This window comes from Streptomyces litmocidini (assembly GCF_014649755.1).
Lineage (GTDB): Bacteria > Actinomycetota > Actinomycetes > Streptomycetales > Streptomycetaceae > Streptomyces > Streptomyces litmocidini.
This window is the reverse complement of the sequence record NZ_BMTQ01000021.1, coordinates 86,743-109,821: the sequence shown is the minus strand read 5'-3', so window position 1 is coordinate 109,821 and position 23,079 is coordinate 86,743. Positions and strand designations below refer to the sequence as shown.

The following is a 23,079-nucleotide window of genomic DNA, read 5'->3' as shown; positions in this document are numbered from 1 at the left end:
CCGACATCCCCACCGCGCCGCCGACGAGTTCCCCGCCCTTGCGGGGAACTCGTCGGCGGCGTCCTCATGTTCGCCGCCGCCCGGCACCGGCCGGACGGCGCCCACCCCCACCTGTTCCGTCCCCCTGTGACGTGTGGCACGATGCCGGGAACCCCGCCGCACCACCCCACAGGAGACGTCTCGCGTGCAGCCCTCCGCCGCCCCGGACCTCGCGGACCTCGCCCACACCCACGCCCGGCCGGCCCACTGGCTGGCCACCGCCACCGCGACCGCCGCGGTCGTCGCCCTCGCCGGACTGCTCCAGCCCGGCCCCGCCGGAGCCGGCACCGTCCCGGCCGCCGCCCCGCGCCCGGCACCCGCCCCGGACGCCGCCGCGGTCTCCTACCCCCTGGAATGCGGGGGAGGCCCCCACACGGTCGCGAAGCGGGTCTCCGGAGACCTCGACGGCGACGGGAACCCCGAGACCGTTGCGGTCGTGCACTGCGAAGCCGGCTCCGGCACCCCGCCGAGCGGCGTCTACGTCCTCACCCGCGGCAAGGCGGGCGGCGCCCCCGCGCGCGTCGTCGCCACCCTCGTGGCACCCGAGCAGCACCGGAACGTCACCGAGCTCGCCGTGCGCGACGGAGCCGTGCGCGCCACGCTGCTCGGCTACTCGTCCCCCGACGTGCCCAGCTGCTGCCCCGACGAGAAGGAGCAGGTCAGCTGGCGCTGGAGGGGCGGCGCCTTCGTCCGCGGCGACCAGGCCGACGCGCTCGGCGCCTGAGCCGTCACTCGGCGTCGGGGCCGTACACCTCGACCTGGTCCGCGACCCGGCGGACGTGGATGCAGTCGCCCGGGCACTCCTTCGCGGAGTCCACCACGTCCTGGAGCAGCGTCAGCGGCACCGGCGTGGTGGCCCCCGCGTCCTGGAGCAGTTCGTCGTCGGCGCTCTTCACATAAGCGAGCCCGTCGATGTCGAGCTCGAAGACCTCGGGGGCGTACTGCGCGCAGATCCCGTCCCCGGTGCACAGGTCCTGGTCGATCCAGACCTCCAGCGCCTCCTCGGCGCCCGTCTCCGGGGCCTCGTGCTGCACGGTCATATCTCCTGCCGTTTCTGCTTCGCGCGATAAGTCGGGCCACCCCTGACGGGTGTTGACCGATGACGACGATACAACCGCCCGCTTTCAGACCGTGAAGGGTGGGTATTCCCCTGGCGAGAGGGGAAGCGCAAGGGTGAAGATCGGACACACCCCGGAGTCTTTTTGATCTAGGGGTTTCAATCACCACCCACGCAGGTAGGGTCAGGAAGCGTCCAGCTCCCCTTGGAGGAGGTGAGGACCGTGGCAGCCCACGACGACGACATCAACCGCGGCATCCGGCCGGGGCGGGGGTCTGAAGACCCCGCCGGTCAGGTTGCCTATCTCGAGCAGGAAATCGCCGTCCTGCGCCGCAAGCTCGCCGACTCTCCGCGTCACACGAGGATTCTCGAAGAGCGGATCGTCGAGCTGCAGAGCAACCTGGCCGGCGTGTCCGCGCAGAACGAACGACTCGCGAACACGCTCCGTGAGGCCCGCGACCAGATCGTGGCCCTCAAGGAGGAGGTCGACCGGCTCGCGCAGCCGCCGGCCGGCTTCGGTGTCTTCCTGCAGGCCAATGAGGACGGCACGTGCGACATCTTCACCGGGGGCCGCAAGCTCCGGGTGAACGTCAGCCCGAGCATCGAGCTCGAAGGGCTCAAGCGCGGCCAGGAAGTCATGCTCAACGAAGCGCTCAACGTGGTCGAGGCCATGGAGTTCGAGCGTGCCGGGGACATCGTCACCCTCAAGGAGATCCTTGAGGACGGCGAGCGCGCCCTGGTGGTGGGGCACACCGACGAGGAGCGGGTGGTGAGGCTCGCCGAGCCTCTGCTGGACGTCACCATCCGCGCCGGCGACGCCCTGCTGCTCGACCCCAGGTCCGGCTACGTCTACGAGGTGGTCCCCAAGAGCGAGGTCGAGGAGCTCGTTCTGGAAGAGGTCCCGGACGTCGACTACGACAAGATCGGCGGTCTGGGCAACCAGATCGAACTGATCCGCGACGCGGTCGAGCTCCCGTACCTCTACCCGGACCTCTTCAAGGAGCACGAACTGCGGCCGCCCAAGGGCATCCTGCTCTACGGCCCGCCCGGCTGCGGCAAGACGCTGATCGCGAAGGCCGTGGCCAACTCCCTGGCCAAGAAGGTCGCCGAGGTGACCGGTCAGCCCGCGGGGAAGTCCTACTTCCTCAACATCAAGGGCCCCGAGCTCCTCAACAAGTACGTCGGCGAGACCGAGCGGCACATCCGCCTCGTCTTCCAGCGTGCCCGGGAGAAGGCGAGCGAGGGCACCCCCGTGATCGTCTTCTTCGACGAGATGGAATCCCTCTTCCGCACCCGCGGCTCCGGTGTCAGCTCGGACGTGGAGAACACCATCGTCCCGCAGCTGCTCGCCGAGATCGACGGCGTGGAGGGCCTGGAGAACGTCATCGTCATCGGCGCCTCCAACCGCGAGGACATGATCGACCCCGCGATCCTGCGGCCCGGCCGGCTCGACGTCAAGATCAAGATCGAGCGTCCGGACGCGGAGGCCGCGAAGGACATCTTCGCGAAGTACCTCACGGCCAACCTGCCGCTCCACGCGGACGACATCTCCGAGCACAGCGGCTCGAAGGCCGCCGCCGCCCACGGAATGATCCAGTCCGTCGTCGAGCAGATGTACGCGGAATCCGAGGAGAACCGCTTCCTCGAAGTCACGTACGCCAACGGCGACAAGGAAGTCCTGTACTTCAAGGACTTCAACTCCGGCGCGATGATCCAGAACATCGTCGACCGGGCCAAGAAGATGGCCATCAAGGCCTTCCTCGACCACAACCAGAAGGGCATCCGGGTCTCCCACCTCCTCCAGGCGTGCGTGGACGAGTTCAAGGAGAACGAGGACCTGCCCAACACCACCAACCCCGACGACTGGGCCCGGATCTCCGGAAAGAAGGGCGAGCGGATCGTGTTCATCCGCACGCTCGTCACCGGAAAGCAGGGCGCGGACACCGGACGCTCCATCGACACGGTGGCCAATACCGGCCAGTACCTGTAGAACGCCCCCGGCTGCGGATGTCCGGAAACCGGGCATCCGCAGCCGACGCATTCCATCCAGCATTTCTCCGGCGCCACGGAGAAATGCCGCAATCGATCTCCCCACCAGCGCGGAGCCGTTCTAGGCTCATCGGTACCGCCGAGTCGCGCACCGTGAGCGCCGCCGGGCAAGGAGGGCCGCATGACCGTACGGCGAGTAATGGGCATCGAGACGGAGTACGGGATCTCCGTCCCGGGACACCCGAACGCCAATGCCATGCTCACCTCGTCCCAGATCGTCAACGCCTACGCGGCGGCGATGCACCGGGCGCGCCGCGCCCGCTGGGACTTCGAGGAGGAGAACCCGCTGCGGGACGCCCGCGGCTTCGACCTCGCCCGCGAGGTTGCCGACTCCAGCCAGCTCACCGACGAGGACATCGGCCTGGCCAACGTGATCCTCACCAACGGGGCCCGGCTCTACGTGGACCACGCCCATCCCGAGTACAGCGCGCCCGAGGTCACCAACCCGCGCGACGCCGTCCTCTGGGACAAGGCCGGCGAGCGGATCATGGCCGAGGCGGCCGAGCGCGCCGCCCAGCTCCCCGGGGCCCAGCCCATCCACCTCTACAAGAACAACACCGACAACAAGGGCGCGTCCTACGGCACGCACGAGAACTACCTGATGAAGCGGGAGACCCCCTTCTCGGACATCGTGCGCCACCTCACGCCCTTCTTCGTCTCCCGCCAGGTCGTCACCGGGGCGGGACGGGTCGGCGTCGGCCAGGACGGGCGGGAGAACGGCTTCCAGCTCAGCCAGCGCGCCGACTACTTCGAGGTCGAGGTGGGCCTGGAGACCACCCTCAAGCGGCCCATCATCAACACCCGGGACGAGCCCCACGCCGACGCCGAGAAGTACCGCCGCCTGCACGTGATCATCGGCGACGCGAACCTCTCGGAGATCTCCACCTACCTCAAGCTCGGCACCACCTCCCTGGTCCTCTCGATGATCGAGGACGGCTTCATCACGGTCGACCTCGCCGTCGACCAGCCGGTCCGCACCCTGCACCACGTCTCGCACGACCCGTCGCTCCAGTACCTGATCACGCTCCGCAGCGGCCGGACACTGACCGCGGTCCAGCTCCAGATGGAGTACTTCGAGCTGGCCAGGAAGTACGTGGAGGAGCGCTACGGCTCCGACGCGGACGAGCAGACCATGGACGTCCTCACGCGCTGGGAGGACACCCTGGGGCGCCTGGAGACCGACCCGATGAGCCTCGCCGGCGAGCTGGACTGGGTCGCCAAGCGGGAGCTCATGGAGGGCTACCGGCGCCGTGACGGCCTGGACTGGGACGCGGCCCGGCTGCACCTGGTGGACCTCCAGTACGCGGACGTACGGCCCGACAAGGGCCTCTACAACCGTCTGGTGGCCCGCGGGCGCATGAAGCGGCTGCTCGACGAGGCCGAGGTGGAGCGGGCGGAGACGGCGCCTCCGGAGGACACCAGGGCCTATTTCCGGGGCCGCTGCCTGGAGCAGTACGCCGACGACGTCGCCGCGGCCTCCTGGGACTCGGTGATCTTCGACCTGCCCGGCCGGGACTCCCTCCAGCGCGTGCCGACCCTGGAGCCGTTGCGCGGCACCAAGGCCCACGTGAAGTCACTGCTGGACCGCTGCCGGACCGCGGAGGAACTCGTCCGCGTGCTGTCCGGCGGCTGAACCGAGGGCCCGGTACGGGCCTGAAATGCCCCGGCACTGGGAATCATGGAATCAGTGCCCGGGCGTTTGTGGAAACTGCGGGGCCGAAGTCAGACCCGACCTATAAGGTCTGATCTTGTACGGACTCAACCGAGCGGGCCGATTCGAGCGGGGTGAGGGATATGGCGACCAAGGACACCGGCGGCGGACAGCAGAAGGCGACGCGATCCACGGAGGAGGTCGAGGAGACCACCACCGAGGCGAGCTCCGACCTCAAGGAACGCCAGGAGAAGCTGAGCGACGACGTGGACTCCGTCCTGGACGAGATCGACGACGTGCTCGAGGAGAACGCCGAGGACTTCGTGCGGTCCTTCGTGCAAAAGGGCGGCGAGTAGCCGCCCCACGCGTCTGTCGTCCTCCGTCCCCGGAGCCCCGGTGAAAGCCGTGGGTCCGGGGACGGATGACAAGCGGTGGCACGGGTAAGGTCCGTGCACAGCATCCAAGATCAGCCGGTGCTTCCCACGACCGGCCGACTGTCCCACCGGAAGGAATCGCGTGGAAGCCAACCCTCGAAGCACCGGGCGTCTGCCGGCGGCCTTCCTGACGCCGGGTTCGTCCTCGTTCATGGACTTCCTGGCCGATCACTCGCCGGACCTGCTCCCGGGGAACCGGAAGCTGCCGGAGGGGATCGTCGAGGCCCCGCACGGCACCACCATCGTGGCCGCGACGTTCCCGGGGGGCGTCGTGCTCGCCGGTGACCGCCGGGCCACCATGGGGAACATGATCGCGCAGCGGGACATCGAGAAGGTGTTCCCGGCCGACGAGTACTCGGCCGTCGGCATCGCCGGCACCGCCGGTCTCGCCGTGGAGATGGTCAAGCTGTTCCAGCTGGAGCTGGAGCACTTCGAGAAGGTGGAGGGCGCGACGCTCTCCCTGGAGGGCAAGGCGAACCGTCTCTCCACCATGATCCGGGGAAACCTGGGCATGGCCATGCAGGGCCTCGCCGTCGTGCCGCTCTTCGCGGGCTGGGACGAGGGCAAGGAGAAGGGCCGGATCTTCTCGTACGACGTGACCGGCGGCCGCTCCGAGGAGCACGGCTTCGCCGCCACCGGCTCCGGCTCGATCTTCGCGCGCGGTTCGATGAAGAAGCTGTACCGCGCCGACCTGACCGAGGAGCAGGCCACCACGCTGGTGGTGCAGGCGCTGTACGACGCGGCGGACGACGACTCGGCGACCGGCGGTCCCGACATGGCCCGCCGGATCTTCCCGATCGTCACCGTCATCACCGACGAGGGTTTCCGCAGGCTCAGCGAGGCGGAGTCCTCCGAGCTGGCCCGGTCGATCACCGAGCGGCGTCTGGAGCAGCCCGACGGGCCGCGTGCCGCCCTGCTCTGACCGTTTCGTCGCCCGTAGAAGCCCTTCAGACCGGAAGAAAGGGACGGTAGCCGGTGTCCACGCCGTTCTATGTCTCACCCCAGCAGGCCATGGCCGACCGGGCCGAGTACGCCCGCAAGGGCATCGCCCGCGGCCGCAGCCTGGTCGTCCTCCAGTACACCGACGGCATCGTCTTCGTCGGTGAGAACCCGTCCCGTGCCCTGCACAAGTTCAGCGAGATCTACGACCGGATCGGCTTCGCGGCCGCCGGCAAGTACAACGAGTACGAGAACCTCCGCATCGGCGGTGTGCGCTACGCCGACCTGCGGGGCTACACCTACGACCGGGACGACGTCACCGCGCGCGGCCTGGCGAACGTCTACGCCCAGACCCTGGGCACGATCTTCTCCAGCGCGGGGGAGAAGCCCTACGAGGTGGAGCTGGTCGTCGCCGAGGTCGGCTCCGAGCCGGAGGGCGACCAGATCTACCGGCTGCCGCACGACGGCTCGATCGTGGACGAGCACGGCTCGGTCGCGGTCGGCGGCAACGCGGAGCAGATCAGCTCCTTCCTCGACCAGCGGCACCGGGACGGCATGTCGCTGGCCGAGGCCCTGAAGCTGGCCGTGCAGGCCCTGTCGCGGGACACCAACGGCACCGAGCGGGAGATCCCCGCGGAGCGCCTGGAGGTGGCGGTGCTGGACCGCACGCGTCCGCAGCAGCGCAAGTTCAAGCGGATCGTCGGCCGTCAGCTGTCGCGCCTCCTGGAGGCGGACAACGCGGCGGCGGCGAAGACGGACGAGCCCTCGGACGAGGCGCCCGAGGAGTAGTCGGCCCCGCCCGGAGGGGCCCCGGTCCACGCGGACCGGGGCCCTCCGGCGTTTCCCGGCCCGGAGGGCCGGTTTTCGGGCTCAGACGGCCGGTGCGGGGCCGGTGGAGCCCCGCCGGACCAGGGACACGGGCAGGGTGACCGGCGGGGCCGGTTCGCCCGCCAGGACGGCGAGGAGCGCCTCCATGCCCCGTCGGCCGAACTCCTCGGCGGGGAGCCGGACCGTGGTGAGCTCGGGTTCCACGGCGGTGGCGAGGGCCAGGTCGTCGAAGCCGGTGACCGACAGCTCCTCGGGGACGCGCAGTCCCCGTCGGCGGGCGGCCTTGAGGACGCCGACCGCCAGGATGTCGTCGTCGCAGATCACCGCGGTGGGCCGGGGGCCGGGGGCGCCGAACGCGAGGTCGGCGGCCTCCCACGCGTCGGCGACGTTCAGCGGGGACCGTACGGTGCGCAGTTCCGTGCCGCGCAGGGCCTCGGCGAGGGCGGCGGCCCGGACGTCGAAGGTCCAGGAGGGGACCGCGGACGCCAGGTGCAGGAAGCGGCGGTGGCCCAGCTCCAGCAGGTGGCCGGTCACCCGCCGCATGCCGTCGGCGACGTCGAGGTTGAGGTGCGCGGAGGCGCCCGGGTCGGAGGGGTCGCTGTCGAGCATGACGAGGGGGAGGCCGGTGCCCCGCAAGGCCTTGAGGGCGTCGGCGGCCATGGAGGAGGCGATGACGCCGTCCAGGGCGGCCTGGGCCGAGGCGAAGGGGTCGCGGGCGGGGCCGACGCCGTCGGGGGAGGGGTAGAGGACGACGCCGAAGCCGTGTCGCGCCGCGGCGAGGGCGGCACCCGTGTGGACGTGGGCGAAGAACTCGTTGGTGAGGGCGGGGACGACGAGCATGGCGGTGCGGGTCCGGCCGAGCCGCAGGTTGCGGGCGGCGAGGTTGGGCCGGTAGCCCAGCTCGCGGGCGGCGAGGCGGACCGACTCGGCGGTGCGCTCGGAGACCCGGCCGCGCCACTTCTCGCCGAGCACCAGGGAGACGGTGGCCTGGGAGACGCCCGCGGCCCGGGCCACGTCCCTGCTGGTCGGGCGGGCGCCGGAGGGCTCGGGGGACTGCACGGATGGCCTCCGCGTGGGACGGTGGTCGGGGGCGGGGCGCGGGTGGGCCCGCGTCCCGGAGGGTGCGGGGTGGACCCGCGTCACGTCGACATGGTACGTATGACTCCGGACGTTATACGTAAAACCTCGGCGTGGCTCCGAGGTGACGGGAGAGTGACATGGCCACCGAGGCCCCCGCGCACGGCGGCTATCTCGACATACTCCGGGCGCCGCACGCCGCCCGGCTCCTCGCCGGAACCCTCGTCGGGCGCCTGCCCAACGGCACCGGCCCCATCGCCATGACCCTGTTCGTCCGGGACCTGGGCGGCAGCTACACCCTGGCCGGCGGACTGATCGCGGCCTACGGCGTCTCCAACGCCGTCGGGCAGCCGCTCCTCGGCCGCGCCGTCGACCTCAAGGGCCAGCCCCGCGTCCAGCTGCCCGCCGCCGTCCTCTCGGCCCTTGGCATGGCCCTCTTCGCCCTCACCGGCATCGGCCACCTGGCCCTCGCCTACGCCGCCGTCGTGGTCGCCGGACTCTTCACCCCGCCCCTGGAGGGCGGCCTGCGCGCCCTCTGGCCGAGCGTCCTCGGCCGGGAGGACCGGGTCCACCGGGCGTACGCCCTGGACGCCGTCGCCCAGGAGGTCATGTTCACCGTGGGCCCGCTCCTGGTGACGCTCCTGGTCGCCCTGTGGTCACCCGCCGCCGCCCTCCTCGTCATCAACGTCCTGGGCATCCTCGGCGCCCTCGCCGTCGTCCTCTCCGAGCCCTCCCGCGCCTGGCGCTCCGCCCCCCGCGAGGCCCACTGGCTGGGGGCCCTGCGCTCGCCCGGGCTCCTCGCCCTCCTCGGCTCGTTCTTCTTCGTCGGCCTCGCCCTCGGCTCCATCACGGTCGCCGCCGTGGCCTACGCCGACGACCGGGGCGCGCCGTCCGTGTACGGCTGGCTGATGGCCGCCCTCGGCCTCGGCGCGCTGGCCGGCGGCGTCCTCTACGGAGCCCGGCGGTGGGCCGGGGCGCCCGAGCGGCGGCTGAGGGTCCTCGTGGCCCTCCTGGCGCTCTGCTACCTGCCGCTCATGCTCACCCCCGGCCCCGTCGCCATGACCGGCCTCTCGGTGCTCTCCGGGTTCTTCCTCGCCCCCGTCCTCGCCTGCGCCTTCATCGTGGTCGACCGGCACGCCCCCCGCGGCACGGTCACCGAGGCCTTCTCCTGGCTCGTCACCACCTTCGGCGTCGGAGCGGCCCTGGGCTCGGCCGTCGCCGGACCGGCGGTCGAACTGGCCGGAACGGCGGCCGGGTTCGCCGTGGCCGGCGCGGGCGGCCTCGTGGCGCTGCTCGTCCTGCTCGCCACCGGCCGCGTCCTCGCCGCCCCCGACACGCCCGGCGGCGCCGGTGCCGGCGCGCGACACGCCGACGGAGGGGCGGTGTCCACCGCCGTACACGCCGAAAAGAACGCGCACTGATCGGAAAATGATCGAAACGGGGACGTCCAACCCGGTTTCAGCGCACGCTGTCAGGCGTAATGTTCAGACATGGACCGCCGCATTTTCGGGCTGGAGAACGAGTACGGCGTCACGTGCACGTTCAGGGGACAGCGCCGACTGTCTCCTGACGAAGTGGCGCGCTACCTCTTCCGCCGTGTCGTGTCATGGGGCCGCAGCAGCAATGTCTTCCTGCGGAACGGTGCCCGCCTGTACCTGGACGTGGGTTCGCATCCGGAATACGCAACACCGGAATGCGACAACGTGACCGAACTGGTCACCCACGACAAGGCGGGCGAGCGCATTCTCGAGGGCCTGCTCGTCGACGCCGAACGCCGCCTGCACGAGGAGGGAATCGCGGGCGACGTCTACCTCTTCAAGAACAACACCGACTCGGCCGGAAACTCCTACGGCTGCCACGAGAACTATCTCGTCGCCCGTCACGGCGAGTTCTCCCGGCTCGCGGACATCCTCATTCCCTTCCTCGTGACGCGGCAGCTCATCTGCGGCGCGGGAAAGGTCCTCCAGACCCCGCGCGGCGCGGTCTACTGCGTCTCCCAGCGCGCCGAGCACATCTGGGAGGGCGTCAGCTCCGCCACCACCCGCTCGCGCCCCATCATCAACACCCGGGACGAGCCGCACGCCGACGCCGAGCGCTACCGCCGGCTGCACGTCATCGTCGGCGACTCCAACATGTCCGAGACGACCATGCTGCTCAAGGTCGGCGCCACCGACCTGGTGCTCCGCATGATCGAGGCGGGCACGGTGATGCGCGACCTGACCCTGGAGAACCCCATCCGGGCCATCCGCGAGGTCAGCCACGACATCACCGGGCAGCGCAAGGTCCGCCTCGCCAGCGGCCGCGAGGCCTCCGCCCTGGAGGTCCAGCGCGAGTACTACGAGAAGGCCGTGGACTTCGTCGACCGCCGGGGCATCCGCGCCGGGACGGTCGCCCAGGTCCTGGAGCTGTGGGGCCGTACGCTCGACGCGATCGAGAGCGAGCAGCTCGACCGGATCGAGACCGAGATCGACTGGGTCATGAAGTACAAGCTCATCGAGCGGTACCGGGCCAAGCACAACATGACCATGTCGAACCCGAGGGTCGCGCAGATAGACCTCGCCTACCACGACATCCACCGTCGTCGCGGGCTGTACTACCTGCTCCAGAAGAACGGCCAGGCGGCCCGGATCTGCAACGACCTGAAGATCTTCGAGGGCAAGTCGGTGCCCCCGCAGACCACTCGGGCCCGGCTGCGCGGCGACTTCATCCGCCGCGCGCAGGAGCAGCGGCGGGACTTCACCGTCGACTGGGTCCACCTGAAGCTCAACGACCAGGCGCAGCGCACGGTGTTGTGCAAGGACCCCTTCCGCTCCGTCGACGACCGGGTGGAAAAGCTGATCGCCGGAATGTAGGCAGGTCGTACGGACAGGCAGGGCCCCGCACGTTCGGCGTGCGGGGCTCTCGACGTGACAGGAGGAACGCCTAGAGTGTCGGCACCACTACCGTGCCGTCTGAGATCTGAGGAACACGTGCGCCGACTTGCCGGCCTTCTCGTCGTCCCGCTGCTGCTGCTCTCCACAGCGGCCTGCGGCAGCGACGACAAGGGCTCCGATTCCGCCTCGATGAAGAACGGGCTGCCCGCCATCACCGCGGGGGAGAAGTTCGGGGAGAAGCCGACCCTCTCCAAGGGCGAGGGCGCCCCGCCCAAGGAACTGAAGGTCAACGTCATCAGCGAGGGCAAGGGCCCGGTGACGAAGAAGGGCGACGCGCTCAAGGTGAACTACCTGGGGCAGGCCTGGGACTCCACCACCCCCTTCGACAACAGCTTCGACCGCGGCCAGCCCTTCGACCTCACGCTGGGCGAGGGCCGGGTCATCAAGGGCTGGGACCAGGGCCTGGAGGGCCAGAAGGTGGGCAGCCGCATCGAGCTCGGCATCCCGCCGGAGCTCGCCTACGGCGAGGCCGGCTCGCCGCCGAGCATCAAGCCCAACGCCACCCTCGTCTTCGTCGTGGACATCCTGAAGGCCGTGACGATCCCGAAGTCCGCCACGGGCACCGAGGTCGCCCAGGAGAACAAGGACCTGCCGAAGGTCGGCACGAACACCGACGGCAAGGCCCCCTCGCTGACGGTCCCGAAGACCGACCCGCCGACCAAGCTCGTCTCGAACTACGTGCTCGAGTCCAAGGGCGAGGCCGTCAAGGCCACCGACACGGTCGTCGTGAACTACGTCGCCGCCCTGTGGAAGGACGGCAAGGTCTTCGACTCGACCTACACCACGGGCAAGCCCGCGAACTTCCCGCTCGCGAACCTGACGCTGAAGGGCCTCAAGGACGGCCTCGTCGGCAAGAAGGTCGGCAGCCGCGTCCTGATCGTCGCCCCGCCGTCGGAGGGGTTCGGCGACAAGGAGCAGCAGGGCATCCCGAAGAACTCCACGCTGGTCTTCGCGGTGGACATCCTGACGAAGGTGTAAGACTGTCCTGTTCGCGCGGATCGTCATCGCGCAGTTCATCGGTTTGAGGAGCAGTTCAGTGAGCATCGAGAAGCCCGAGATCGACTTCCCGGGCGGCGAGCCGCCGAAGGACCTGGAGATCAAGGACCTCTGGGAGGGCGACGGCGAGGTCGCCGAGGCCGGCCACTTCGCGGAGGTCCACTACGTGGGCGTGGCCTTCTCCACCGGCGAGGAGTTCGACGCCTCCTGGAACCGCGACAACCCGCTCGAGTTCAAGCTCGGCGCCGGCCAGGTCATCTCCGGCTGGGACCAGGGCATCCAGGGCATGAAGGTCGGCGGCCGCCGCCAGCTGATCATCCCCCCGCACCTCGCCTACGGCGACCGCGGCGCCGGCGGCAAGATCGCTCCGGGCGAGACGCTGATCTTCGTCTGCGACCTCGTGTCCGTGAAGTAGCGCCGACCTGGTCCAGGTCGTTCCGGGGCCCCCGCCGTCCGCGGCGGGGGCCCTCGGCTTTTGTCGCGACACCCCGGGGCGGTACGGTCGGACGTCCGAGAAGTGGAACCGGCGGAAGGGTGCAGGGCGTCGATGGCGATTGCCAAGTCCGAGCGGCTGATGAATCTCGCGCTGTGTCTGCTCGGGACGCGCCGTCCGCTGAGCAAGCGGGAGCTCCGCGGCTCCATCGAGGCCTATCTCGAAGCGAGCGGCGACGAGGCCTTCAACCGCATGTTCGAGCGGGACAAGGACGACCTCCGCGAGCTCGGCCTGGTCATCGAGACCGTCGAGAACCTGGAGGGCGAGACCGGCTACCTCGCCCGCCGCGACTCCAACCGGCTGCCGCCGATCACCCTCGACGCCGAGGAGGCCGCCGCGCTCGGCCTCGCCGCCAAGGTGTGGCAGCAGGCCCGCCTCGCCGGAGCCGCCAGCGGCGCCCTCCAGAAGCTCCGCGCCGCCGGCATGCCCGAGGCCGAGGACTCGTACGAGACCCAGCCCAGCGCCCTGGAGCCGCGCATCCCGGTCCACGAGGCCGCCTTCGAGCCGCTCATGCTGGCCTGCCGCGACCGCCGGCCCGTCGTCTTCGACTACCGCAAGGCCAACGCCGCCCGCCCCGAGACCCGCCACGTCGAGCCCTGGACCCTGGAGTGCTGGCGCGGCCACTGGTACCTGGCCGGCTGGGACCGCGACCGCGGCGCCGAGCGCGTCTTCCGGCTCTCCCGCATCACCGGCAAGGTCCGCTCCCGGGCCGGCGCCTTCACGGCGCCCGTCCCCGACGTCGTGACCGTCCGGGAGACCGTCGAGAGCTGGGCCGGCGAGACCGCCACCCGCTCCGCCCGGATCCGGCTCCGCGCCGGCTGCGGCTACCCGCTGCGGGCCCGCGCCCGGGCCGTGACCGGGGGCGACGACGGCTGGGACGAGCTGGAGATCCCGTACGGGCACGGGCTCGACGCCTGGCTCGTCGAGTTCGGCCCCGACGTGGTCGTACTGGAGCCCGCCGATCTGCGGGCCGATGTGGTGGAGCGGCTGCGCGCCGTCGCCAAGGGCTGAGGGGAAGGCGTACCGCATGGCTGCCAACGCGATCGACCAGACGAGGCGGATGCTCTCGCTCGTCACCTACCTCCGCGAGCGCCCCGGCGCCCACGTCGCCGACGTGGCGCGCGCCTTCGGGATCACCGAGGACGAGCTGATCTCCGACCTGGACGTGCTGCCCATGTGCGGCACCAGCTTCCGGGGCGGCGACCTCCTGGACATCGACACCGACGGCGACCGGATCTGGTGGCACAACCCCGACGACGTCGCGGAGCCGCTGCGCCTCGCCGCCGACGAGGCCACCGCGCTGCTCGTCGCCGCCCGGGCCGTCGCCACCCTGCCGGGGCTCCGCGAGAGCGACCGGGACGCCCTGCTGCGCGCCACCGCCAAGCTGGAGGCGGCGGCCGGAGAGGCCGCCGGGGCCAGCGCCCGGCTCTCGGTGACCTTCGAGTCCGAGGGCGGCGTCTTCGCCGAGGTCGACCGGGCCATCTCGGAGCGCAGGCGGCTGTGGGTGCGGTACTACTCGCCGGCGCGCGACGAGCTCACCGAGCGCGAGGTCGACCCGATCCGGCTCTTCGCCGTCGGCCACACCTACATGGAGGCGTGGTGCCGGCTCTCCGAGGCGCGCCGCACCTTCCGGCTCGACCGGGTCGTGGAGATCCGGATCCTCGACGAGCACGCGGCCCCGCCGGAGCTGGAGCTGCGCGACCTCTCCGAGGGCCTGGTGCACCCGTCCGCCGACGACCCGGAGGTCGTGGTCGAGGTGGGGCCCGGTGGGCGCTGGGTCGCCGAGTACTACCCGCACGACCGGGCCGAGGAGCTGCCGGACGGCGGGCTGCGGATCACGCTGCGGACGCCCGACCCGGCCTCGCTGCGCAGGCTGGCGCTGCGGCTCGGCAGCGACGGGCGGATCGTCGCGCCGGCGGAGCTGGCCGACAGCGCGAGGACGGCGGCGGCCGCCGCGCTCGCCGCGTACGAGGGTGTGTGAGTTCGCCGGTCGCAGGGGTGTCCGCGAGGGCGTGTGACGTTCCCCGCTTCCGGGACGCTGTTACTGACGTGATGCCAGAGTCGAGAGAGATGAGGGAGATGTCCGTGATGCACGGTTTTGCGGCGTCCATGGCCCCGGTCCTCTTCAAGGCCGCCTGCCCCGACTGCCGCTCGCGCTTCGAACTCTCCGCGAGCGCCCTGCGCCTCGCCATCGGGGCGAGCCGCCGCACCACCTTCTACTCCTTCACCTGCCCCGAGTGCGGCAGCTCCGTCCGCAAGCCCGCGGGCGAGCGCATCGTCGAACTCCTCACCGGCGGCGGCGTCCGCACCCTGCGCCTCCACACCACCGTCTGAACGACCGGCGCCCGCCCAAGGTCTAGGCTTCAGCACATGTTCTGGCCCATGCTCGCCATCGCCCTCGGCTTCCTCGGCATCGCCGTCCTCGGCGTCCTCGCCGTCAAGGTGTTCCTGGAGGTCCAGCGCCTCGGCCGTCAAGTGGCCCGCACCACGGACCGGATCCAGCGGGCCGCCGAAGAGCTCGAGACCGCCGCCGTCGGCCTCGCCCGAACCGGTGAGACGCTCCGCTGACTCCACGGCCCACGCTGCGGGAAGCCGCCCCGGCCACGGTCGGCGGGACGCAATCGGGAGTACGCAGGGGCATTGCCCCGCGTTTACTCCTGCGGGTTACGATCGCAGGCAGCGCGGTGGCCGGACGCCTGTCCGACCCGCCGGGCACGTACTCCCTGTCGCCTCGGTGAAGAAGGTAAACAGCTATGGGTAGGCTCGGCCCCACCGAGATCATTCTCATCCTCGTCGTCGTCATCCTCCTGTTCGGCGCCAAGAAGCTCCCCGACATGGCGCGCTCGCTGGGCAAGTCGGCCCGCATCCTCAAGAGCGAGGCCAAGGCGATGAAGGCGGACGACCAGCAGAGCGCCCCCGCCGACCCCCCGCACGCCGGAACCGGCACGCAGGAGCCCGCCGCGCGCACCATCCAGGCCGCTCCCGGCGACGTGACCAGCGCGCGTCCCGTGACCGAGCCCTCGGACACCACCAAGCGCTGACCCGGTCCGCCGCGGCCGCCGCACCGGGCGGCGGCCTGCCGCACGAGATGAGGACGTGGGTTGCCCAAGTCTGCCCGCAAGCAGGAGAAGGACCCCGAGGGCCGGATGCCCCTCGTGGAGCACCTGCGTGAACTCCGCAACCGCCTGGCGAAGGGTCTCCTCGCCATCGCGGCGGTGACGATCGTGGCCCTCGTGTACAGCGAGGAGCTCATGCAGTTCCTGACGAGGTCGGTGCCCACCTGCGCACCGCACGTCACCAGTAATGGCGGCAACTGCGCGATCGTCTCCTTCAACACGCTGATGGCCCCCTTCAGCACGACGATCCAGCTGTCCCTGACGACGGGCCTGGTCGTCGCCAGCCCCGTCTGGCTCTACCAGCTGTGGGCCTTCGTCGCGCCCGGCCTGCACAAGAACGAGAAGAAGTACACGTACGCGTTCGTGGGCGCGGCCGTACCGCTGTTCGCCGCCGGCGCCTACCTGGCGTACCTCATCCTCCCCGTCAGCGTGAAGGTCCTCATCAGCCTCACGCCGGAGGGCTCCGCGAACATCCTCTCGCTCGGTGACGTCCTCGACTTCACCCTGCGCATGGTGCTCGTCTTCGGCCTCGCCTTCGAGCTCCCGCTCGTCCTGGTGATGCTCAACCTCACCGGTGTCCTGTCCGGCCGGCGGATGGCGGGCTGGTGGCGCGGCGTGATCATGGGCGTCTTCGTCTTCGGCGCCGTCATCACCCCCACCACCGACCCCGTCGGCATGCTCGCCCTCGCCGGACCCATCACCGTCCTGTACTTCGGGGCCGTCGGGTTCTCCCTCCTCAACGACCGCCGGCGCAAGCGCGGCAACCCCGACGCCGAGCTCGACGACGACGAGGCCTCCTCGCTCGACCTGACCCCCGAGGCCGTCGGAACCGTCGAGCCCGTGGGCGCGGTCCGCGCCCTGCCCGAGCAGGCCACCGGGGAGCACGGCGGTGCGGGCGCGCACCGGCTCAACGGCTACGACGACATCACCTGACCGCGTAGGGCCCCCCGGGTTCCGGCCGGAGTCCCATGACCGGTCCGGCCCGGGGGAGCCCGTGGCCCGTCCGGGGCCTTCATGACCGGTCCGGGGGGCCACGGCCGGTCCGGGCGCCTCCATGACCGGTCCGGGGGCGTTCCACAACCGGTCCGGAGGGCCCCCGTGGCCGGCGATCTCACCCTCTTCGTCGGTCCCGCCGCCGGGCGCGGTCGGCGGCGCCCCTCCCGGAGCCGAGCCCTCCGCATCCCCTCGATAAAGATCGCGTCACTGTCACAGGGGGCGGGTAGGCTCGACAACAAGATGACAGAGGACCTCACACCAGCCGAGGCGTACGCGGCCGCCCGCGCCCGCAACGCCGAGCGGCGCACCGCACTGGCACCCTTCCGCGAGCTGTACGACTTCGACCTGGACCCCTTCCAGATCGAGGCGTGCCAGGCCCTCGAAGCGGGAAAGGGCGTGCTCGTCGCCGCGCCCACGGGCTCCGGCAAGACCATCGTGGGCGAGTTCGCCGTCCACCTCGCCCTCACCCAGGGCCGCAAGTGCTTCTACACGACCCCCATCAAGGCGCTGTCGAACCAGAAGTACGCCGACCTCGTCAAGCGGTACGGCCCCGACAAGGTCGGCCTGCTCACCGGCGACAACAGCGTGAACGGCGACGCCCCGATCGTCGTCATGACCACCGAAGTCCTCCGCAACATGCTCTACGCGGGATCCCAGGCCCTCTCCGGCCTCGGGTACGTCGTGATGGACGAGGTCCACTACCTCTCCGACCGCTTCCGCGGCGCCGTCTGGGAGGAAGTGATCATCCACCTCCCCGAGTCCGTCACCCTCGTCTCGCTCTCCGCGACCGTGTCCAACGCCGAGGAGTTCGGCGACTGGCTCGACACCGTCCGCGGCGACACCGAGGTCATCGTCTCGGAGAGCCGCCCCGTCCCCCTCTGGCAGCACGTCCTCGCCGGACGCCGGATGTACGACCTCTTCGAGGAGGAGACCGACCACGGCGGCCGCGGCGCGTCCCGGCGCGAGGTCAACCCCGACCTCCTCCGCCTCGCCCGCACCGAGAACACGCGCACGTACAACCCGCGCGACCGGCGGCGCGGCAAGATGGTCCGCGAGGCCGACCGCGAGCGCGAGCGCCGCCAGCGCTCCCGGATCTGGACGCCCGGCCGGCCCGAGGTCATCGAGCGCCTCGACGCCGAGGGCCTCCTGCCCGCGATCACCTTCATCTTCAGCCGCGCCGGCTGCGAGGCCGCCGTCCAGCAGTGCCTCTACGCCGGCCTGAGGCTCAACGACGACGAGGGACGGGAGCGCGTCCGCGAGATCGTCGAGGCGCGCACGGCCGCCATTCCCGCCGAGGACCTGCACGTCCTCGGGTACTACGAGTGGCTCGAAGCCCTGGAGCGGGGCATCGCCGCCCACCACGCCGGCATGCTCCCGACCTTCAAGGAGGTCGTCGAGGAGCTCTTCGTCCGTGGCCTCGTCAAGGCCGTCTTCGCCACCGAGACCCTCGCCCTCGGCATCAACATGCCCGCGCGCTCCGTCGTCCTCGAGAAGCTCGTCAAGTGGAACGGCGAGCAGCACGCGGACATCACCCCCGGCGAGTACACCCAGCTCACCGGCCGCGCCGGCCGCCGCGGCATCGACGTCGAGGGCCACGCCGTCGTGCTCTGGCAGCGCGGACTCGACCCCGACCACCTCGCCGGACTCGCCGGCACGCGCACGTACCCCCTGCGCTCCAGCTTCAAGCCCTCGTACAACATGGCGGTCAACCTCGTCGACCAGTTCGGCCGGCACCGCTCGCGCGAACTCCTCGAGACCTCCTTCGCCCAGTTCCAGGCCGACCGTTCCGTCGTGGGCATCTCGCGCCAGGTCCAGCGGAACGAGGAGGGGCTCCAGGGCTACCGCGAGGGCATGACCTGCCACCTCGGGGACTTCGAGGAGTACGCGCGGCTCCGCCGCGACCTCAAGGACCGCGAGACCGAGCTGGCCCGGCAGGGCGCCGCCCAGCGCCGCGCCCAGGCCGCCGGCTCCCTGGAGAAGCTCAAGCCCGGCGACGTCATCCACGTCCCCACCGGCAAGTTCGCCGGCCTCGCCCTCGTCCTCGACCCCGGCATCCCGGCCGGCCGCACCAACGGCCACCGCGGCTTCGAGCACCACGACGGGCCGCGCCCCCTCGTCCTCACCGCCGAGCGGCAGGTCAAGAGGCTCGCCTCCATCGACTTCCCGGTCCCGGTCGAGGCGCTGGAGCGCATGAGGATCCCCAAGTCCTTCAACCCGCGCTCCCCGCAGTCCCGCCGTGACCTGGCCTCCGCCCTGCGGAGCAAGGCCGGGCACATCAACCCCGAGCGCCACCAGCGGCAGCGCTCCGCCGCCGCCGACGACCGCGAGATCGCCCGGCTGCGCACCGCGATCCGCGCGCACCCCTGCCACGGCTGCGACGAGCGCGAGGACCACGCCCGCTGGGCCGAGCGCTACCACCGCCTCCAGCGCGACACCCAGCAGCTGGAGCGGCGCATCGAGGGGCGCACCAACACCATCGCCCGCACCTTCGACCGGATCGTCGCGCTCCTCACCGAGCTCGACTACCTGCGCGGCAACGAGGTCACGGACAACGGCAAGCGGCTCGCCCGGCTCTACGGCGAGCTCGACCTGCTGGCGAGCGAATGCCTCCGCGACCGCGTCTGGGAGGGCCTCAGCCCGGCCGAGCTCGCCGCCTGCGTCTCGGCGCTGGTCTTCGAGGCGCGGCAGGCCGACGACGCCGTCGCGCCCAAGCTGCCCACGGGCAACGCGAAGGCCGCGCTCGGCGAGATGGTCCGGATCTGGGGCCGGCTGGACGCCCTCGAAGAGGAGTTCAAGATCAACCAGGCGGAAGGGGTCGGCCAGCGCGAACCCGACCTCGGCTTCGCCTGGCCCGCCTACCAGTGGGCCTCCGGGAAGAGCCTCGACGAGGTGCTCCGCGAGGCGGAGATGCCCGCGGGCGACTTCGTCCGCTGGTGCAAGCAGGTGATCGACGTCCTCGGGCAGATCGCCGCGGCGGCGCCCAAGGAGAACAGCACGGTCGCCAAGAACGCCCGCAAGGCCGTGGACGAGCTGCTGCGCGGGGTCGTCGCCTACAGCTCGGTGGGCTGACGGTCCGGCAGTTTCCGAGGGGGCCCGTGGCGCGCATGCCACGGGCCCCCTCGCCGTACCGCGGGCAGAGGTCGTCCACAGGCGTCCGTCCACAGGGGTGGCGCGTGCGGGGCCCTTCCGCTTGCATGGACTCGCAAGCAGGAAAGGCCAGTTGGGGAGGGGACGTACATGACCACGCGAGCCGGTCATCCGCATGCCGGGACACGGGACGAGGGGCGGCCGACGGGGGAGGGGGAAGGGGGTCCGGCGGCTCCGGTTGTCGTCGAGGGACCACCGGGCGTTCCCTTCCTGGGGAACCTGCCCGCCTTCGGCAAGGACCCGCTCGCCTTCTTCGAGGAGCTCCGGAGTCGTGGCGACTTCGTCCGCTGGCGCTTCGGCGGCAAGCCCTCGCTCTTCATCGCGCACCCCGACGCGGTCGGTGAGCTCCTCACCGAGGTCGAGCGCACCTTCGACCAGCCCGACCTCGGCATCGCCTTCCGGACGCTCCTCGGCGACGGCGTCATCGTCTCCAAGGGCGCGGACTGGCGGCGCAAGCGGTCCCTGGTGCAGCCCTCGGTCCGCCCGAAGCAGGTCCGTTCCTACGCGGCGACGATGAGCGAGTGCGCCGTCGCCCTCGCCGACCGGTGGAGCGACGGGCAGCGGGTCGACGTCAAGAAGGAGATGGCCGCCCTCACCCAACTCGTCGCCGTCCGCACCATCTTCGGCGTCGACACGGCGGCCGACGCCGAGGTCATCGGCCGGGCCATGGACGTCGCGCAGAAGGAGATCGGGGCCGAGTTCAGCGGCATGGGAGCGGTCCTGCCCGACTGGGTCCCCACCCCCGGCCGCGCCCGGATCAGGCGCGCCACCGCCGTCATCGACGCGGAGGTCTCCCGCGTCGTGTCCCAGCACCGCGACGGCGGGAGCGACCGTCCCGATCTGCTCAGCCGACTGCTCGCCGCCCGGGACGAGACCGGAACGTCCCTCTCCGACCAAGAGATCCGGGACGAGACCGTCACCCTCTACATCGGCGGTCACGAGACCACGAGCTCCACCCTCGTCTGGGCCTGGTACCTGCTCTCCCGCAACCCCCGGGTCCGCGAGGCCCTCACGGAGGAACTCGACCGGGTCCTCGCCGACCACGAGCCCGGTCACGACGACTACGCCTCCCTGACGTACACCCAGGCGGTCATCAAGGAGACCCTCCGGCTGTACCCCACGATCTGGCTGATCACCGGCCTGGCCAAAGAGGGCGCCACCCTCGGCGGCATGCCCGTGCCCGCCGGCACCCGCGTCTGGTCCAGCCAGTGGGCGACCCACCGTGACCCCCGCTGGTACGGCGACGCCGAGGCCTTCCGCCCCGAGCGGTGGATCGACCGGGACGGCGAACCCGCCGAGGAGATACCCGAGTACGCCTGGTTCCCCTTCGGCGGCGGCCCCCGCGTCTGCCTCGGCACCCGCTTCGCCCTCGTCGAAGCGGTCCTCGTCCTCGCGGTCCTGGCACGCCGCTACCACCTGGACGTCACGGCGGACGAGATCCTCCCGGTCCCGAGCCTCACCCTCCAACCGGACCGCGACGTCCTGGCCACGGTGCGCGCGCGGGGCTGAGACGGGCGGGCGCCGTGGGAGGGCCTCGACAGGGGCCGGCTCCGGAACGGGGTGTTCGACAACGGGGCGTTCGACTTCCGACCGACCCTCACACGGCGGAGGCGAGGGCCCTGGCCAGGCCCCGTAGGTCTCCGGCGCGCAGGACCCGGGCGCCGAAACCGGGGAGGGGGACGTGGAGGAGGTCGGTCCAGCGGGCGGGGACGGCATCGGGGCCGTACACCGCGCCCGCGAGGGTGCCCGTCACGGCGGCCACCGTGTCGGTGTCGCCGCCCAGGTCGACGGCCGCGGCGAGGGCCTCCTCGAAGGAACCGGTGGTGCGCAGCGCCCAGACCGCCGAGCCGAGGCAGGGCCAGACCGCCCCGTTGAACTCGGTCGCGTCGTCCGGGTGCCAGCCAGGGGCCTTGTTCGCGAAATGGGGCAGCAGTTGTTCACCGCTTCCGACAGCACTCCGAAAGGGTGACACATCGAGCAGGGCCTGCCGTCTGCTTTCCCCGCCCGAGGCTGGTGCTGCTTCGACACATGAGCAGAGCGGCCCCAGCCCCTCTCTTCCGGATCTTGTCGGACCGGCGCGCGACGTCGGGCACCCGGCGGGATCGGGGGAGGGCCTAACAGAGCAGGCGCCGCAGCCAGTCCCGTCGGGCCGCGACCGCGGTGCGGCTGACGGCCGCGCCCGGGGCGAGGGTGTCGAAGCCGTGGAGGGCGCCGGGCCAAACGTGGAGTTCGACGTGGCCGCCTGCCCGCCAGAGGGCGTCGGCGTAGGCGGTGACCTCGTCGCGGAAGGTTTCGGCGGAGCCGACCTCCAGGTAGGCGGGGGGCAGGCCGGTGAGGTCGTGGGCGCGGGCGGGAGCGGCGTACGAGGGGAGGTCGGGGGCACGGTGCTGGGGGCCGAGGGCAGCCTGCCAAGCGGTGGCGTTGGAAGTGGCGTCCCAGGTGTCGTGGCCGGAGGCCTGCCGGGCGGAGGAGGTGGTGCCGCGGTCGTCCAGCATCGGGCTGAGCAGCAGTTGTCCGTATGGCGCCGGGCCGCCCCGGTCGCGGAGCAGCAGGGTGAGGGCGGCGGCCAGTCCGCCGCCGGCGCTCTTGCCGGCGAGCACGATCCGGTCGGGATCGATCCGCAGCCGCCCGGCATGCGCGGCGGCCCAGCGCAGGGCGGTGCGGCAGGCGTGCAGCGGGGCGGGGTAGCGGGCGGCAGGGGCGAGCGGGTACTCGACGGAGAGCACGGCCAGCCCGAGCGGCTCCGCCAACTCCCGCAGCACGCGGGGCAGGACGGCGTACGCGTTGCCGCCGATCAGGCCGCCCCCGTGCAGGTACAGCAGCGCAGGCAGCGGGCCGTCCGCCCCGGCCGGGCGGCCGGAGACCACGGCGACCCCGTCCGCGTCGTGCTCGGCCGCCTCGAACCGTCCGCCGTCGGCGAGTTGCCCCAGCGGCGGCCGCGGCCGCCGTTCGGCGTCCCGCCGCTGCCAGGCCGCCAGCCCGCCGGGCGTCAGCGGCGCTGGCACCCCGCCGCGGGCGGCCAGCGCGGCGACCAGCTCGGGGTCCAGGTACGGATCGGTCTCCATGCGGTCGAGTATGCGCGAAGTCCGACCGGAGGCGGCAGAGTTGACGTCCCTTCACCCGTGCTGTTTTGGACCGTTCGCCGCGGGTGTTGGCACGGCAACGGAGCCGGTCGGTTCACCCGATCTTGTGGGTCGTGAGTCACCTTCTTCGTACCGGTCGCGTGGATCGTCCCAGCGCCTGAAATCGGACGCCTCTGGCTCGGGGTGCTGAGGGGCGCCCGGCGCGTCGCCGACGGCGGAGCCCAGTACGGCGCCGACGGCG

General features: G+C 71.4%; 21 protein-coding genes and 1 pseudogene. 18 read left to right on the top strand and 4 right to left on the bottom strand.

From position 1 onward, the window contains the following. Nucleotides 1-184 precede the first annotated feature (184 nt). Nucleotides 185-763 carry a hypothetical protein gene (locus tag IE180_RS32160; protein ID WP_190160473.1) on the top strand — a complete coding sequence of 193 codons (579 nt, stop codon included), beginning with the start codon at nt 185-187 and terminating at the stop codon, nt 761-763. Between the two features lie 4 nt (nt 764-767). Here IE180_RS32160 and IE180_RS32155 read toward each other — a convergent pair whose 3' ends face one another. Then, nucleotides 768-1,079 (bottom strand): ferredoxin, encoded by a 312-nt coding sequence (locus tag IE180_RS32155; RefSeq protein ID WP_190160472.1) that lies wholly within the window; start codon nt 1,077-1,079, stop codon nt 768-770. 240 nt (nt 1,080-1,319) lie between these two features. Between IE180_RS32155 and arc the strand changes: the two genes are divergently transcribed. The 5 genes from arc (at nt 1,320) to prcA (ending at nt 6,958) form a co-directional block, all read left to right on the top strand. Next, nucleotides 1,320-3,086, top strand: coding sequence for a proteasome ATPase (arc, locus tag IE180_RS32150; protein ID WP_190160471.1), 1,767 nt, complete (start codon nt 1,320-1,322; stop codon nt 3,084-3,086). A 180-nt stretch (nt 3,087-3,266) separates the two neighbouring features. After that, complete coding sequence (dop, locus tag IE180_RS32145) at nt 3,267-4,778, top strand: depupylase/deamidase Dop (protein ID WP_190160470.1); 1,512 nt, start codon at nt 3,267-3,269, stop codon at nt 4,776-4,778. Nucleotides 4,779-4,939: 161 nt separating this feature from the next. Continuing rightward, nucleotides 4,940-5,152, top strand: a complete 213-nt coding sequence (locus tag IE180_RS32140) for a ubiquitin-like protein Pup (RefSeq protein ID WP_015032443.1) — start codon at nt 4,940-4,942, stop codon at nt 5,150-5,152. 160 nt (nt 5,153-5,312) lie between these two features. After that, nucleotides 5,313-6,152, top strand: a complete 840-nt coding sequence (prcB, locus tag IE180_RS32135) for a proteasome subunit beta (RefSeq protein ID WP_190160469.1) — start codon at nt 5,313-5,315, stop codon at nt 6,150-6,152. A gap of 53 nt (nt 6,153-6,205) precedes the next feature. Continuing rightward, nucleotides 6,206-6,958 carry a proteasome subunit alpha gene (gene prcA / locus IE180_RS32130; protein ID WP_123450585.1) on the top strand — a complete coding sequence of 251 codons (753 nt, stop codon included), beginning with the start codon at nt 6,206-6,208 and terminating at the stop codon, nt 6,956-6,958. Nucleotides 6,959-7,039: 81 nt separating this feature from the next. Here the strand turns inward: prcA and IE180_RS32125 are convergent, their stop codons facing one another. After that, entirely contained in the window at nt 7,040-8,056 is a 1,017-nt protein-coding gene (locus IE180_RS32125; protein ID WP_190160468.1) for a LacI family DNA-binding transcriptional regulator, read from the bottom strand. 158 nt (nt 8,057-8,214) lie between these two features. Here IE180_RS32125 and IE180_RS32120 point away from each other — a divergent pair, with 158 nt between their 5' ends. From IE180_RS32120 to IE180_RS32065, 12 genes are all read left to right on the top strand, one after another. Next, nucleotides 8,215-9,495 (top strand): MFS transporter, encoded by a 1,281-nt coding sequence (locus IE180_RS32120; protein WP_190160467.1) that lies wholly within the window; start codon nt 8,215-8,217, stop codon nt 9,493-9,495. 69 nt (nt 9,496-9,564) lie between these two features. Next, on the top strand, nt 9,565-10,926 hold the full coding sequence (gene pafA / locus IE180_RS32115) for a Pup--protein ligase (RefSeq protein ID WP_030691901.1): 1,362 nt from the start codon (nt 9,565-9,567) through the stop codon (nt 10,924-10,926). Between the two features lie 117 nt (nt 10,927-11,043). After that, nucleotides 11,044-11,985: an FKBP-type peptidyl-prolyl cis-trans isomerase gene (locus IE180_RS32110; RefSeq protein WP_190160466.1), complete on the top strand. Its 942-nt coding sequence runs from the start codon at nt 11,044-11,046 to the stop codon at nt 11,983-11,985. A 58-nt stretch (nt 11,986-12,043) separates the two neighbouring features. Continuing rightward, nucleotides 12,044-12,418 (top strand): FKBP-type peptidyl-prolyl cis-trans isomerase, encoded by a 375-nt coding sequence (locus IE180_RS32105; RefSeq protein ID WP_190160465.1) that lies wholly within the window; start codon nt 12,044-12,046, stop codon nt 12,416-12,418. A gap of 132 nt (nt 12,419-12,550) precedes the next feature. After that, a complete protein-coding gene (locus tag IE180_RS32100) occupies nt 12,551-13,507 on the top strand; it encodes a helix-turn-helix transcriptional regulator (RefSeq protein ID WP_190160464.1) in 957 nt (318 codons plus the stop codon). A gap of 16 nt (nt 13,508-13,523) precedes the next feature. Beyond that, a complete protein-coding gene (locus IE180_RS32095; protein ID WP_190160463.1) occupies nt 13,524-14,477 on the top strand; it encodes a helix-turn-helix transcriptional regulator in 954 nt (317 codons plus the stop codon). 89 nt (nt 14,478-14,566) lie between these two features. After that, entirely contained in the window at nt 14,567-14,830 is a 264-nt protein-coding gene (locus IE180_RS32090) for a CpXC domain-containing protein (RefSeq protein ID WP_123450571.1), read from the top strand. A gap of 36 nt (nt 14,831-14,866) precedes the next feature. After that, a complete protein-coding gene (locus IE180_RS32085; RefSeq protein ID WP_190160462.1) occupies nt 14,867-15,064 on the top strand; it encodes a hypothetical protein in 198 nt (65 codons plus the stop codon). Between the two features lie 185 nt (nt 15,065-15,249). Continuing rightward, on the top strand, nt 15,250-15,537 hold the full coding sequence (gene tatA / locus IE180_RS32080; protein ID WP_116161899.1) for a Sec-independent protein translocase subunit TatA: 288 nt from the start codon (nt 15,250-15,252) through the stop codon (nt 15,535-15,537). 105 nt (nt 15,538-15,642) lie between these two features. Beyond that, nucleotides 15,643-16,545, top strand: a complete 903-nt coding sequence (gene tatC / locus IE180_RS32075) for a twin-arginine translocase subunit TatC (protein ID WP_190160486.1) — start codon at nt 15,643-15,645, stop codon at nt 16,543-16,545. Between the two features lie 303 nt (nt 16,546-16,848). After that, entirely contained in the window at nt 16,849-19,677 is a 2,829-nt protein-coding gene (locus tag IE180_RS32070; protein WP_190160461.1) for a DEAD/DEAH box helicase, read from the top strand. Nucleotides 19,678-19,845: 168 nt separating this feature from the next. Further along, nucleotides 19,846-21,264: a cytochrome P450 gene (locus IE180_RS32065; RefSeq protein ID WP_190160460.1), complete on the top strand. Its 1,419-nt coding sequence runs from the start codon at nt 19,846-19,848 to the stop codon at nt 21,262-21,264. 88 nt (nt 21,265-21,352) lie between these two features. On the opposite strand, the pseudogene IE180_RS32060 reads toward IE180_RS32065, so the two are convergent. Together IE180_RS32060 and IE180_RS32055 are read right to left on the bottom strand one after the other, a co-directional pair. Then, nucleotides 21,353-21,664: pseudogene (locus IE180_RS32060) on the bottom strand (ADP-ribosylglycohydrolase family protein); the annotation flags it as partial. Between the two features lie 205 nt (nt 21,665-21,869). Next, on the bottom strand, nt 21,870-22,820 hold the full coding sequence (locus tag IE180_RS32055) for an alpha/beta hydrolase (protein ID WP_190160459.1): 951 nt from the start codon (nt 22,818-22,820) through the stop codon (nt 21,870-21,872). Between the last annotated feature and the right edge of the window lie 259 nt (nt 22,821-23,079).